Origin of the sequence: Pseudomonas sp. V98_8, assembly GCF_029967975.1 — a bacterium.
Classification (GTDB): domain Bacteria; phylum Pseudomonadota; class Gammaproteobacteria; order Pseudomonadales; family Pseudomonadaceae; genus Aquipseudomonas; species Aquipseudomonas umsongensis.
Genome location: NZ_JASCAE010000049.1, coordinates 32,744 through 46,681 on the forward strand (window position 1 = coordinate 32,744; position 13,938 = coordinate 46,681).

Annotated in this window: 7 protein-coding genes; 1 reads left to right on the forward strand and 6 read right to left on the reverse strand. The window is 61.7% G+C overall.

Annotated elements, in window-relative coordinates:
- Positions 1-9 precede the first annotated feature (9 nt).
- The gene (gene mapR, locus QLG10_RS16260) at positions 10-1,419 is read left to right on the forward strand and encodes a GntR family transcriptional regulator MpaR (protein WP_110752218.1); all 1,410 of its coding nucleotides are present in this window, start codon (positions 10-12) and stop codon (positions 1,417-1,419) included.
- A 90-nt stretch (positions 1,420-1,509) separates the two neighbouring features.
- On the opposite strand, the gene QLG10_RS16265 is transcribed toward mapR, so the two are convergent.
- The 6 genes from QLG10_RS16265 to QLG10_RS16290 all read right to left on the reverse strand — a co-directional run bounded on the left by QLG10_RS16265 (position 1,510) and on the right by QLG10_RS16290 (position 13,807).
- Positions 1,510-2,256 carry an SDR family oxidoreductase gene (locus QLG10_RS16265; protein ID WP_110752216.1) on the reverse strand — a complete coding sequence of 249 codons (747 nt, stop codon included), beginning with the start codon at positions 2,254-2,256 and terminating at the stop codon, positions 1,510-1,512.
- A gap of 91 nt (positions 2,257-2,347) precedes the next feature.
- On the reverse strand, positions 2,348-4,429 hold the full coding sequence (locus QLG10_RS16270; protein WP_110752214.1) for an EAL domain-containing protein: 2,082 nt from the start codon (positions 4,427-4,429) through the stop codon (positions 2,348-2,350).
- Between the two features lie 268 nt (positions 4,430-4,697).
- Complete coding sequence (locus QLG10_RS16275) at positions 4,698-6,179, reverse strand: efflux transporter outer membrane subunit (RefSeq protein WP_282487677.1); 1,482 nt, start codon at positions 6,177-6,179, stop codon at positions 4,698-4,700.
- Complete coding sequence (locus tag QLG10_RS16280) at positions 6,176-9,283, reverse strand: efflux RND transporter permease subunit (RefSeq protein WP_110752210.1); 3,108 nt, start codon at positions 9,281-9,283, stop codon at positions 6,176-6,178. The genes QLG10_RS16275 and QLG10_RS16280 overlap by 4 nt, the downstream gene beginning before the upstream one ends.
- Positions 9,284-9,398: 115 nt before the next feature.
- On the reverse strand, positions 9,399-12,494 hold the full coding sequence (locus QLG10_RS16285) for an MdtB/MuxB family multidrug efflux RND transporter permease subunit (RefSeq protein ID WP_282487678.1): 3,096 nt from the start codon (positions 12,492-12,494) through the stop codon (positions 9,399-9,401).
- On the reverse strand, positions 12,491-13,807 hold the full coding sequence (locus QLG10_RS16290; RefSeq protein ID WP_110752206.1) for an MdtA/MuxA family multidrug efflux RND transporter periplasmic adaptor subunit: 1,317 nt from the start codon (positions 13,805-13,807) through the stop codon (positions 12,491-12,493). Before QLG10_RS16290 ends, QLG10_RS16285 begins: the two co-directional genes overlap by 4 nt.
- Positions 13,808-13,938: the final 131 nt, after the last annotated feature.

Genomic DNA, 13,938 nt, shown 5'->3' on the forward strand with positions numbered 1-13,938 from the left:
GGGCATACGATGAAACGCTACGAAAAATTCGCCGATGACATTGCTGAACTGATCCGCACCGGCGTTCTCGGACCCGGCCAGCGTGTGCCGTCGGTGCGCTATGCCAGCCAGACCCATGGGGTAAGCCCGTCCACGGTGTTCCAGGCGTATTACTTGCTTGAGCGTCGCGGCCTGATTCGCGCCCGACCGCGCTCTGGATACTTCGTCAACGCCCATGCACCGCGGCCATTTTCCGAGCCTGGGATCAGCACCCAGGTCAATGAATCCACCGAAGTCGATGTCAGCGAACTGGTGTTCTCGGTCCTTGAATCAATCAAGGATCCGAACACCGTAGCCTTCGGCTCGGCATTCCCCAGCCCGACCCTGTTTCCGCTGCAGCGCCTGTCGCGCTCCCTGGCCAGCGCTGCCCGGGACATGGACCCGCGCATGGTGGTCACCGACATGTCGCCGGGCAACCCGCAATTGCGCCGACAAATTGCCCTGCGCTACATGGTGGGCGGCTTGATGCTGCCCATGGAAGAATTGCTGATCACCAACGGCGCGTTGGAAGCGCTGAACCTGTGCCTGCAAGCCGTGACACAACCCGGCGACCTGGTAGCCATCGAGGCCCCGGCGTTCTACGCCTGCCTGCAAGTGCTCGAACGCTTGAAACTCAAGGCCGTGGAAATCCCCGTGCACCCGCGCGACGGCATCGACCTCGGGGTGCTCGCGCAAACCCTGGAACGCCACCCGATCAAGGCCTGCTGGTGCATGACCAGTTTCCAGAACCCCATGGGCGCGACCATGCCCGAAGCGAAAAAGCGCGAACTGGTGGAATTGCTGCGCGTCCATCAAGTGCCGTTGATCGAGGACGATGTCTACGCCGAACTCTATTACGGTCAGCAAGCACCGAAACCGGCAAAGGCCTTTGATACCGAAGGACTGGTGATGCACTGTGGGTCTTTCGCCAAGAGCCTGGCCCCGGGTTACCGCATTGGCTGGGTCGCCGCCGGGCGGTATGCACAGAAGATCGAGCGGTTAAAACTCATGACCTCCCTTTGCGCTTCGATGCCTGCCCAGGCAGCCATTGCCGACTATCTGCAGCACGGGGGTTATGATCGGCATTTGCGCAGGTTGCGATATGCCCTGGAGGAACAGCAAAGCGCCATGCTGTCGGCCATCGCCCGCTATTTCCCGGCACAGACCCGCGTCAGTCAACCCGCTGGCGGCTACTTCCTCTGGCTGGAATTACCCGAGCAGATGGATTCTCTGAAGTTGTTCCAGATGGCGTTGGCGCAAGGGATCAGCATTGCGCCGGGACCGATTTTTTCGCCCACGCAGCGCTTCAGGAATTGTATTCGGCTGAATTATGGCAGCCCGTGGGATGAGGCTTCGGAGAAGGCGATGGAGACGCTGGGGCGGATTGTAAGATCCTTCTAAAAGCAAAGATCGCAGCCTGCGGCAGCACCTACAAGTAAATGCAATCCCATGTAGGAGCTGCCGCAGGCTGCGATCTTTTGATCTTGATGTTTACCGGCCGCCGCCAAGGTCGACAAAGGTCCCGGTTGCATAGGACGCTTTATCCGACAACAACCACACAATCGCCTCCGCCACTTCATCCGGGCGCCCGCCACGGGCCATTGGAATTGCCGACTCCAGCTTGCTGACCCGATCCGGATCGCCGCTCAGGGCGTGAAAATCGGTGTAGATATAGCCCGGACGCACGGCGTTGACCCGAATCCCCTCGCCGGCCACTTCCTTGGACAGGCCAATGGTAAAGGTGTCGAGCGCACCCTTGGAGGCTGCGTAGTCGACGTATTCGTTGGGGGCGCCCAAACGCGCGGCGACCGAGGATACGTTGACAATGCTGCCGCCCTGCCCGCCGTGCTTGGGCGACATGCGCAAGATGGCGTGCTTGGCGCAGAGGACCGGCGCCAACACATTGGTCTTGAGAATTTTGAGGATGCGGAATTCGGACATCTCGTCGACCCGGGATTTTTGCCCCACGGTGCCGGCGTTATTCACCAGCGCGGTGACTCGACCCAGCTCGCTGTCCACCCGATTGAACAAAGCGATGACTTCGTCTTCGATGCTGACGTCGGCGCGCACGGCGATGGCTTGGGCACCCAAGGCGCGGACCTGGTCCAGCACCGTTTGCGCCGCCTGCTCATCGGACTGGTAGTTGATGCAGATCCGATAACCTTGCCTGGCGGCCAACAGCGCAGTGGCGGCACCGATGCCGCGACTTCCACCGGTGATGACGATGACTTTGTCCATGCCCACTTTCCCCCTTCAAACCTATGCAGTCGGGGGGAAGAATAACCGCCATTTGCGGATTTTGCATGGCACCGTCATCGGTCCCGCCAGATCAGGCCAGTTCCAATTGCTCGCTGCGGTGGATTTCCTTCATGAAGCGCTCGGCCGGCAACGGGTGCCCCAGCAAATAACCCTGCAGCGAATCGCAACCGAGTTGGGTCAGGAAGTCCTGCTGCGAGCCTGTTTCGACGCCTTCGGCGACGATCCGCAAGCCCAGTGCCTGGCCGAGGGCGACAATGGCTGAAACGATGGCGGCGTCGTCGCTGTCACGCTCCAGGTCACGGACGAAACCGCGGTCGATTTTCAGCTCGTTGGCCGGCAGGCGTTTGAGGTACATCAGGCTCGAATAGCCGGTACCGAAATCGTCGATGGACAAATCAACGCCCATATCCGACAGCTCCTGCAACACCGTCATGCTGGCATCGGCGTCGCTCATGGCCGTGGTTTCAGTGATCTCCAGGGTCAGGCTGTTGGCTGGCAAATGGTGGGTGGCCAGCGCCTTGGCGACGCTCTGCACCAGGCCCGCGTGGCAGAACTGCAACGCCGAGAGGTTAACCGCGATGCGCCAGTGGGTGTAGCCGAGCACATACCATTCGCGCATCTGGCGACAGGCTTCGTTGAGGACCCATTCGCCGATGGGAATGATCAGCCCGGTTTTCTCCGCCAGCTCGATGAATTTGTCCGGCAGCAGCATGCCCTGGGTCGGATGCTCCCAGCGCAGTAACGCTTCAGCACCCACCGGACGGCCATTGTGAGCGTCGAATTTGGGCTGGTAGTGCAGGCTGAACTCGTTCTGGTCCACGGCATTGCGCAGGTCTTGCAGCAATTGCAGCTGCTTGCGCGCGTTGCTGTTCATCGAGACATCGAAAAAACTGTAGCCGTTCTTTCCCGTCCCCTTGGCGTGATACATCGCCGCATCGGCATTCATCAGCAATTCGTGGGCAGTCTGGCCATTGCCCGGATACAGGGCGATGCCGACACTGGCGGATATCTGCAGATCATGCTCGGCCACCCGGAATGCCCGGGCGATCAAGCTCACTTGCCGGGCTGCGAGGCTCATCGCGTCATCCGGCTCGCTCAATTGAACGAGCAGCACGAACTCATCGCCGCCGATGCGTGCCAGGGTGTCCTGGCCACGCAGGTCTTCGCGCAGGCGCAAGCTGACTTCACGCAGCAACTGGTCGCCCATATGGTGACCGAAGGCGTCATTGACCGGCTTGAAGCCATCGAGATCGATGAACATCAGCGCCAGGCAACCACCCTCGTTGTCGACCCTGGAGATCCCCTGATCGATGCGGTCGGCCAGCAACATCCGATTCGGCAGACCGGTCAGGGTGTCGTGCAAGGCCAGTTGGGTCAGTTCGCGGTTGGCTTCGGTCAGCGACTGGGCAAGACTGGCGGTTCGGGCTTCCAGGCGCGCATCGAGGATCGAAGTCAGCAAGGCGATGCTCAATACCGCCAGGGTGGTGATCAGCACCAGGTTGTCGAGGCCGTTGCCGCTCAGGCCATTGGCCGCTGCACCGCAAAAACTGCCTGCGGGAAATTGCGCGGCAGCCATGCCGGTGTAGTGCATGCCGACAATGGCAATGCCCATGATTACTGCCGCGCCAGCGCGAATCAGGCGCACATTAGGCGCGTGCTGACGCAGGCGGAACGCAATCCATAGTGCTGCGCCGGAGGCGCCAACCGCTATGAGCAAAGAGGTGCTGAACAGCGTCGGGTCGTAATCGATTCCCGGCTGCATGCGCATGGCCGCCATGCCGGTGTAGTGCATGGCACTGATCCCGGCGCCCATGACCAGTGCACCGAACGCCAGCTGCCAGGCCGGTAATTGCGCCTGGCTGACCAGCCACAGGGCGAAGCCGCAGGACAGGATGCCGATCAACAGCGACAGCAAGGTGATGGAGAGGTCGTACCCCAGGTCGATGGGTAGCTTGAAGGCGAGCATGCCGATGAAATGCATCGACCAGACGCCGATGCCCATGGCGAACGCACCGCCGGCCGTCCAGCAATGCACCGCCCGGCCGTTGGCCGTGGCAATGCGCCCGGTCAGGTCCAGTGCAGTGTATGACGCGAGAATTGCCACGCAAAGCGAAATGATGACCAGCGTTGGGGAATAACTACCGATGAGCATGAGATGTCTCGCAATCACCCCCGTACTGCTTCCATTCTCGGAGGTGTAAATCCGAGGGATTGTACTGATTCCAAATGAGAACGCACTCAGAAAATTAGCAAAAGGCCAGCAAGGCGATGAAACGCTTGTTTTAAGGTTTTACATTAACTCCATCGGCACATGTTAATCCCTGTAGGAGCTGCCGCAGGCTGCGATCTTTTGATCTTGTTTTTGAAAAGCAACGTCAAAAGATCGCAGCCTGCGGCAGCTCCTACAGTGAGGGGCGGCGTCAGGGGTTATCAGTCACCTGAAGCTGGCCGTCCCAGCCGCCACCCAATGCCGCAATCAACTGCACGCTGGCGATCAGGCGGCTCTGCAACAGGTCCAGGTTACTGCGTTCATTGCTCAACGCCGCGGCCTGGACCACCACTACATCCAGATAAGCGATCACCCCCGCCTTGTACTGGTTCTCGGTCAGTCGCAAGGACTCACGTGCTGCGTCCAACGCCTGTTGTCGCACCACGGCTTCGTCCTGCAGCACCTTGAGCTGGACCAGATAGTTTTCCACCTCCCGGAAACCGTCGAGTACAGTCTGGCGATACTTGGCCACGGTTTCGTCATAGGCTGCTTCGCTACGGTCCACTTCCGCCGAACGCTGCCCGCCGTCGAACAGGGTCATTGCCAGTTGTGGGCCGACCGACCAGAACCGGTTCGGCAGGCTGAACAGGTCTTTCGAGGTGCTGCTGCTGTAGCCACCGTTCAAACTCAGGGTCAGGTCCGGGTAATAGGCGGCCTTGGCCACGCCGATGTTGGCGTTGGCGGCGATGACCGAGCGTTCAGCCGAAGCAATGTCAGGCCGGCGTTCCAGCAGTTGCGAGGGCAGGCTCAGTGGCACCTCGGGCAAGGCCGGGATCGTTTGTGTTTCCGCCAGGCTGAATTCGGCCGGTGGTAAGCCGATCAATACGGCGATGGCGTTTTCCAACTGGGCGCGTTGCCAGATCAGATCGACCATGTCTGCCTCGGTGCCCTTGAGTTGCGTCTGGGCCTGGGCCACCGCGTCCTTGCCGGATACCCCGGCGCGGTATTGGTTTTCGGTCATTTTCAGCGAACGGCGGTAGGCCGCGACGGTCGCTTCAAGCAAGCGTTTCTGCTCGTCGATCACCCGCAACTGCAGGTAGTTCTGCACCAGCTCCGACTGCTGGCTCAGGCGCATCGCCGCCAGGTCGGCAAAACTCGCTTGGGCATTGGCGGTGTCGGCTTCAAGACCACGGCGCAACTTGCCCCAGACATCGGCCTCCCAACTGACCCCGGCCTGGGCGGTGTAGGTGTCTCGAATACCGCTGGACGAACTGGTCAGGCTGGAACTGCTACTGCCGGTACCCTGGCTGGAGCGGTTTTTCCCCAGTGTCAGGTCCACCGTCGGAAAAAACGCGCCACGGGCGCTGCGTACCAAGGCCTGGGCCTGGCGGTACTGGGCTTCGGACTGGGCAACGGTCTGGTTGGCGCTGTTGAGCTTCTCGATCAAGCCATTGAGTTGCCGGTCGCCGTACAGCTCCCACCACGCACCGCGAGCCAGGGAATCGCTCGGGTTGGCCTGGCGCCAGCCGGCCGCTTCCTTGTACTGCGCAGGTTCTGCGGTTTGCGGGCGCTGGTAATCCGGGCCGATGGCGCAGGCATTGAGCATCGCGACGCACAGCGACAGGCTCAGCAACCGCGACCCTCGAGCGCTGATCAGCGGTGCAGCCAGGTTGAATAGCGAACGGTCAGTCATAGCGGAGTTTCCAAAGCAGCATCGGTACGCACCCCACGCCAGTGGTTGAAGCGATGGCGCAGTTTGTCGAGATAGAGGTAGACCACCGGGGTGGTGTAAAGGGTCAGCACCTGGCTGAAGATCAGCCCGCCGATGATGGTCAGGCCCAGCGGCTGGCGCATTTCCGCACCTTCCGCGCGGCTCAGCAACAGCGGCAAGGCGCCGAGGATCGCGGCAAGGGTAGTCATCAAAATCGGCCGCAAACGTTGCAGGCACGCGCTGCGAATCGACTCCAGCGGCGCCATGCCCTGATGCCGCTCGAGCTGCAACGCCAGGTCGATCATCAGGATGGCGTTCTTCTTCACCACGCCGATCAACAGGAACAGGCCGAGCAACGAGATCAGGCTGAACTCACCGCCCAGGGCGTAGATCGACAGCAATGCGCCGACTCCCGCCGAAGGCAAGGTGGACAGAATGGTCAGCGGATGAATGTAGCTCTCATATAGCACGCCCAGCACCAGGTACACCGCCACCAGCGCGCCAAGGATCATCCACGGCTGGCTTTTCTGGGTCGCGGCGAAGGCATCGGCGGTGCCGGCCATTTTCGCGATGACGTCTTCCGGCAGGCCCACCAAAGCAATCGCTCGCTCGATGGCGGCACTGCCCTGCTCCACGGTCACGCCTTCGGCCATGTCGAAGGCGATGCTTTCCGAGGCGAACTGGCCTTCATGGCTAACCCGATCGTCTGCCAGGCTGTTCTCGTAATGGGCGATGGTCGACAGCGGAATCCGCGCGCCGTCCGCGGTGATCACCTGCACCTGTTTGAGCGTGATCGGGTCCTGGGCGTACTTGGGATTGACCTCCATCACCACCTGATACTGGTTGAGGCTGTCGTAGATGGTCGAAATCTGCCGCTGGGCATAGGCGTTGTTGAGCACCGCCGTGACCATGGCCATGTCCACGCCCAGGCGCTTGGCCTGGTCGCGATCGACGATCAGCTTCACCTGCTGGGCGCCCCGGCCTTCGCGGGCATCGATCGCGGTCAGTTCCGGTAGCGCCTTGAGCGCCGCCAGCACTTTTGGATACCATTCGCGCAGCGCGCCCAGGTCACCGCTTTGCAGGATGTAGGAATATTGCGACGAGGTCTGTTCGCGGCCACCGCCAAACTGCAGGTCCTGGTCGGCCATCAGCATCAGTTGCGCGCCGGCGACCTTGGGCATTTCCTTGCGTAGGCGTTCAATGACCTTCTGCGCGGAAAGGCTGCGCTCCTTGATGGGTTTGAGGCGCACCAGCATGAACGCGTTGTTGGTGCCGTTGCTGCCACCAATGAAACCGGCGACGCTTTCCACGGCTTCGTCCTTGAGCACGGCGCGGCGGAACGTCTCCATTTTCGGTTGCATCACGCTGAACGACAAACCGTCATCGCCACGCACGAAACCGATCAGTTGGCCAGTGTCTTGCTGAGGAAGAAATACTTTAGGAACAACAACATAAAGCGCAATATTCACGCCAATTGTCACGAACAAACTGAGCAAGGTCAGGCGACGGTGGCGCAACACCCAGTCAAGGCTGGTGGCGTATTTGCCGACCATCCATTCGTTGGCCTGCTGACTCCAGCGCTGCAGGCGGTTTTCCTGGCCTGGCGTGTGCGGCTTGAGCCAACGGGCGCAGAGCATCGGTGTCAAGGTCAGCGAGACCACCAGCGACACCACGATCGCCGCCGCCAGGGTGATGGAGAACTCGCGGAACAGGCTCTCGATGATCCCGCCCATGAACAGGATCGACAGGAACACCGCCACCAGCGACACGTTCATCGATAGCAGGGTAAAGCCGACTTCCTGGGCGCCGAGGTACGCCGCCTTCATCGGTCGCACACCCGCGTCGATGTGCCGGGAGATGTTCTCCAGCACCACGATGGCGTCGTCCACCACCAGCCCGGTGGCCAGGATCAACGCCATCAGCGACAGGTTGTTCAGCGAGAAGCCATAGAGGTACATCACGGCAAAGGTGCCAACCAGCGATACCGGCACCGCCAGGGTCGGGATCAGCGAGGCGCGAAAGTTGCCGAGAAACAGGAACACCACCAGGATCACCAGCGCCACGGCGATCAGCAGGGTCATCTCCGCCTCGTGCAGCGTGGCCTTGATCACCGGCGAGCGGTCCATGGCCAGGTTCAGCTTGACGCTGGCCGGCAGCACGGCCTGCAACGCCGGCAACTGGGCCTTGATCTCATTGACCGTCTCGATGATGTTGGCACCGGCCTGGCGGTTGATCACCAGCAGTACCGCCGAATCGTCATTGAAGAAGCCGCTGTTGTAGCGATCCTCGACGCCGTCGCTGACCTTGGCCACATCCTTCAGGCGCAGGGCTGCGCCGTCCGCGTAGTGGATGATCAGCGACTCGTAGTCCTTGGCTTTTTCCAGCTGATCGTTGGCCTGTACCTGCCACAAACGTTGATCGTCTTCGACCGAACCCTTGGGCCGGCGCACGTTGGCATTGGCGATGGTGTTGCGCACATCATCCAGGGCCACGCCGTACTGGTTGAGCGCCTGGGGCTCAAGTTCGATGCGCACCGCCGGCAGGGAGCTGCCGCCGATCTGCACTTCGCCAACGCCCTGCACCTGCGACAGGCTCTGGGACAGGATCGTCGAGGCCAGGTCGTAGAGCTGGCCTTTTTCCAGCACGTCGGAGGTCAGCGACAGCACCATGATCGGTGCCTGGGACGGGTTGACCTTCTTGTAGGTCGGCATGCTGCGCATCCCGCTGGGCAGCAGGTTGCGCGAGGCATTGATCGCCGCCTGCACTTCCCGCGCCGCGCCGTTGATGTCGCGGTCGAGGTCAAATTGCAGGATGACCCGGGTCGAACCCTGGCTGGAGCGGCTGCTCATGGTGTTGACCCCGGCGATGGCGCCGAAGGAACGTTCCAGCGGGGTCGCCACCGTCGAGGCCATGACCTCGGGGCTGGCGCCCGGCAAGCTGGCCTGCACCACAATCACCGGGAAGTCCATTTGCGGCAGCGGTGAGACCGGCAACAGCCCGAAACTTACGCCGCCCAGGAGCATAATGGCCAAACTCAGCAGCATGGTTGCGACCGGGCGCTTGATGAAAGGTCCGGAGAGGTTCATTGACCCACCTCTGTGGGAGCGAGCCTGCTCGCGAAGAGGCCTGCACGTTCAACATCGAAGCTTACCGACCCACCGCTTTCGCGAGCAGGCTCGCTCCCACAGGTTGTGCATGCCGTCATACCGCCGTCTCCTGAACGTCGGTTTTGCCAAAACGTCGACCGAGGCGGTCGAAGTACAGGTAGATCACTGGCGTGGTGAACAGGGTCAGCACCTGGCTCAACAGCAAGCCGCCGACCATCACCAGGCCCAGCGGCTGGCGCAGTTCCGCGCCGGAGCCAGTGGCCAGCATCAACGGCACCGCGCCAAACAAGGCTGCCAGGGTGGTCATCAGGATCGGCCGGAAACGCAAGAGGGCCGCCTGGTAGATCGCCGTTTGCGGGTCCATGCCCTGATTTCGTTCAGCGTCGAGGGCGAAGTCGATCATCATGATCGCGTTCTTCTTCACGATACCGATCAGCAGGATTATGCCGATGATCGCGATCATACCCAGGTCATTGCCACTGAGGATCAGCGCCAACAGCGCGCCGACCGCCGCCGAGGGCAAGGTCGACAGAATGGTAATCGGGTGGATATAGCTCTCGTATAGCACGCCCAGCACGATGTACATGGTCACCACCGCCGCCAGGATCAGCAGCAAGGTGCTCGACAGCGACGCCTGGAACGCTTCGGCCGCGCCCTGGAACTGGGTCTGCACACCGATCGGCATGCCGATATCCTGCTGCACCTGCTCGATGATCTCTACCGCATGCCCCAGCGCCACGCCGGGGGCCAGGTTGAACGACATCATCACCGCCGGGAACTGGCCGATGTGGGTGATCGCCAGTTGCGCCTGGCGCTCTTCGACGTGCGCCAGGCTGGACAGGCGCACCTGCCCGCCATCGCTGGTCTTGACGTGGATCTGGTCCAGCGCCTGCGGGCCGATCTTCTCGCCGGACTGCGATTGCAACACCACGCGGTACTGGCTGGCCTGGGTGTAGATGGTGGAAATCTGCCGCTGGCCGAAGGCGTCGTACAGCGCGTCGGTGATGTCCGACACCGATACCCCGACCCGCGACGCGGCGTCGCGATCAATCACCAGGTAGACCTGCAAGCCTTTGTCCTGCAAGTCGCTGGCGACATCGGTCAATTCCGGCCGCTGGGCCAACGCTTCGACCAGGCGCCCGCTCCACAGGGTGAGAAGTTCGGAATCCGGCGACGACATGCTGAACTGGTACTGCGTTCGGCTGACCCGATCCTCGATGGTCAGGTCCTGCACCGGTTGCATGAACAGGCGAATGCCGACCAGTTTGTCCAGTTCCGGCTGCAAGCGAGCGATCACTTGCGTCGCGCTCAGGTCTCGGTCGCTGTGGGACTTGAGGTTGATCAGCAGACGGCCGCTGTTGAGCGTCGAGTTGTCACCGTCGACGCCGATGTAGGACGAAAGGCTCTCCACCGCCGGGTCAGCCAGGATCACCTTGGCCAGTTCCTGCTGACGTTCGCTCATCGCCGCGAAGGAAATCGACTGCGGCGCCTCGGAAATGCCCTGGATCACCCCGGTGTCCTGCACCGGAAAGAACCCCTTGGGCACCACCATGTACAGGAACACGGTCAACGCCAGGGTGGCGACGGCCACCAGCAACGTCAGCGGCTGATGCTTGAGAACCCACGTTAACTTTCGCCCGTAAGCTGCGATCATGCAATCAATTGCCGCGCCACTGGCTCGATAGAAACGGCCCTGCTCCGCTTCCTTGGGTTCACGCTTGAGCAGTCGTGCACACATCATCGGCGTCAATGTCAGCGACACCACCAGGGAAATCAGGATAGCCACCGCCAGGGTGATGGCGAATTCGCGGAACAGCCGCCCCACCACGTCGGCCATGAACAGCAGCGGGATCAGCACGGCAATCAGCGACAGGGTCAGGGAGATCAGGGTAAAACCGATCTGCTTGGCGCCCTTGAGCGCAGCGTTCAAGGGGCTGTCGCCCTCTTCGATGAATCGGGAAATGTTCTCCAGCATCACGATCGCATCGTCCACCACAAAACCGGTGGCGATGGTCAGGGCCATCAGGGTCAGGTTGTTGACCGAGAAGCCGGCGAGGTACATCACCCCGAAGGTGCCGATCAGCGACAGCGGCACGGCCACCGACGGAATGATCGTGGCACTGGCCCGACGCAGGAACAGGAAGGTCACCATCACTACCAGGGCGATGGCGATCAGCAGTTCGTGCTGTACGTCCGTGACCGAAGCGCGGATGGTCTGGGTGCGATCGGTGAGCACCGTGACGTCAAGGCCGGCGGGCAGGTTGTCGGTGATGCTCGGCAGCAAGGCCTTGATCCGGTCAACCACCTCGATGACGTTGGCCCCGGGCTGACGCTGGATGTTCAGCAATACCGCCTGGTTTTCGTTGGCCCAGGCTGCAAGACGTTCGTTCTCGGCACCGTCGACGATCTCCGCCACGTCCTTGAGCCGCAGCGGCGCGCCATTGGCGTAGGCCAGGATCAGGTTGGCGTAGTCTTTGGGCGAGGTCAGTTGATCGTTTGCATCGAGCATCGAAACCCGGGTCGGGCCGTCGAAGTTGCCCTTGGGCTGGTTGACGTTGGATGCGCCGATCAGGGTGCGCACGTCCGCCAGGTTCAGGCCGTTGGCCGCCAGGGCCTCGGGATTGACCTTGATCCGCACGGCCTGGCGCTGGCCGCCCGCAATGCTGACCATGCCGACGCCGCTGATCTGGGCGATTTTCTGCGCCATGCGGGTGTCGACCAGGTCATTGAGCTTGGGCAACAGCATGGTCTTGGAGGTGATGGCCAGGGTCAGTACGGGGGTGTCGGCCGGGTTGACCTTGTTGTACACCGGCGGTGCCGGCAGATCCTTGGGCAGCAAATTGGTCGCGGCATTGATGGCCGCCTGCACCTGCTGTTCAGCGACGTCCATGTTGATGTCGAGGCTGAAACGCAGGGTCAGCACCGAAGCGCCGCCGGAGCTGGTGGACGCCATCTGGGTCAGGCCGGGCATCTGCCCGAATTGTCGCTCAAGCGGCGCGGTCACGGCGCTGGTCATGACATCCGGGCTCGCGCCGGGATACAGCGTCATGACGCGGATGGTCGGGTAATCGACCTGAGGCAGGGCCGACACCGGCAACAAGCGATAGGCGATCACGCCGGCCAGAATGATGGCCAGCATGCTCAGGGTGGTCGCTACCGGGCGAAGGATGAACAGCCGCGAGAGATTCATGCGCCGCCCTTTTTCGCCTTGTCCACAGCAGCCGGCTCAGGCGCGTTGGCCGCCGATTTACCCTGCAGGTGGCCCGCGGGGCTGGTCGGGACTTGCTGCGGCTCATTGACCACTTCCACGTCGCTGCCATCCTTGAGGCGGTCGGTGCCTTCCAGCACCACACGATCACCGGCGGCAAGGCCTTCGGTGACCACGGTGTTTTCGCCGTCGCTGGCGCCGATCTTCAGTTGGCGGATCTTGACCTTCTTGTCGCCGTCCAGGGCATAGACGAACGTTCCGTTGGTGCCGAACTGGATCGCCGCCGATGGCGCAAGCACCACGCCTTTGAGGGTGTCCGCCAGCAGGCGCACATTGACGAACTGGTTGGGGAACAACGATTGGTCGCGGTTCTCGTATCGCGCCTTGAATTTCAGGGTACCGGTGGTGACGTCGATCTGGTTGTCCAGGCTCTGCAGTACGCCGGTGGCTTGCAGCTTGGTATCACCGCGATCCCAGGCTTCGGCCGGCAGTTTGGCGCCGCTGCGATAGCGTGCCAGCACCACATCGAGACTGTTTTCCGGCAAGGTGAAAACCACGCTGATCGGTTGGGTCTGGGTGATGATCGCCAGCGCCGTGGTGTCGTTGGCCGCTACCAGGTTGCCAACATCGAGCTGGCGCAGGCCGACGCGTCCGGTGATGGGTGCGCGGATCTTGGTGAATTCGAGATTGAGCTTGGCGTCGTTGACCGCTGCCTGATTGGTCTTGACCGTGCCCTGGAACTGACCGACCAGCGCTACGGCGGTGTCCAGGGTCTGCTTGGCGATGCTGTCCTCGCGGTACAGACCGGTATAACGCTCGACATCCACCTGGGCATTCTTCAACTGCGCCTGGTTCTGCAGCAAGGTACCTTCAGCCTGGAGCAAGGCGTTCTGGTAGGGGCGCGGGTCGATTTCGGCCAGCAAGTCGCCCGCCTTGACCATCTGCCCTTCCTCGAAATAGATCTTCATCAGCTCACCGCCGACACGGCTGCGCACGTTGATGGTGTTCAGCGCCGTCACCGTACCCAGCGCCTTGTAATACAGTGGGAAATCCCCCGTGACCGCTGGCGCAACGCGCACCGGAACCGGCCCTGACGCACCGCCAAAGCCCGGCCGCATCCCACCCGATCGGCCGGTGTGCCCCGCCACGGCTTTTTGCCCCGCGCCCTCTTTCGGCGCAGCGCTGCCAGGCCAGAATTTCCAGCACAGGGCGGCGATGACCAACAGGACCAGCAGGCCAAACAGCCAGCGACGGGGACTACGGGAAGCGGAGGATTGCATTGAGTGATCAACCATTGGGCGCGTGGGCTTTATTACATGAGGCTGAACGATAAGCACTGGCGGGTCTGAAGCAAAGCGCCTTTACCGGCAATTTACCTTCGGCTTACGTAACAGGAGATATATCCAAGACACTGAAACACAAATGA

Bases quoted from the DNA above. Each gene is read 5' to 3' on its own strand.
- mapR (WP_110752218.1), top strand. From the start codon at position 10: ATGAAACGCTACGAAAAATTCGCCGATGACATTGCTGAACTGATCCGC.
- QLG10_RS16265 (WP_110752216.1), bottom strand. From the start codon at position 2,256: ATGGACAAAGTCATCGTCATCACCGGTGGAAGTCGCGGCATCGGTGCC.
- QLG10_RS16270 (WP_110752214.1), bottom strand. From the start codon at position 4,429: ATGCTCATCGGTAGTTATTCCCCAACGCTGGTCATCATTTCGCTTTGC.
- QLG10_RS16275 (WP_282487677.1), bottom strand. From the start codon at position 6,179: ATGACTGACCGTTCGCTATTCAACCTGGCTGCACCGCTGATCAGCGCT.
- QLG10_RS16280 (WP_110752210.1), bottom strand. From the start codon at position 9,283: ATGAACCTCTCCGGACCTTTCATCAAGCGCCCGGTCGCAACCATGCTG.
- QLG10_RS16285 (WP_282487678.1), bottom strand. From the start codon at position 12,494: ATGAATCTCTCGCGGCTGTTCATCCTTCGCCCGGTAGCGACCACCCTG.
- QLG10_RS16290 (WP_110752206.1), bottom strand. From the start codon at position 13,807: ATGGTTGATCACTCAATGCAATCCTCCGCTTCCCGTAGTCCCCGTCGC.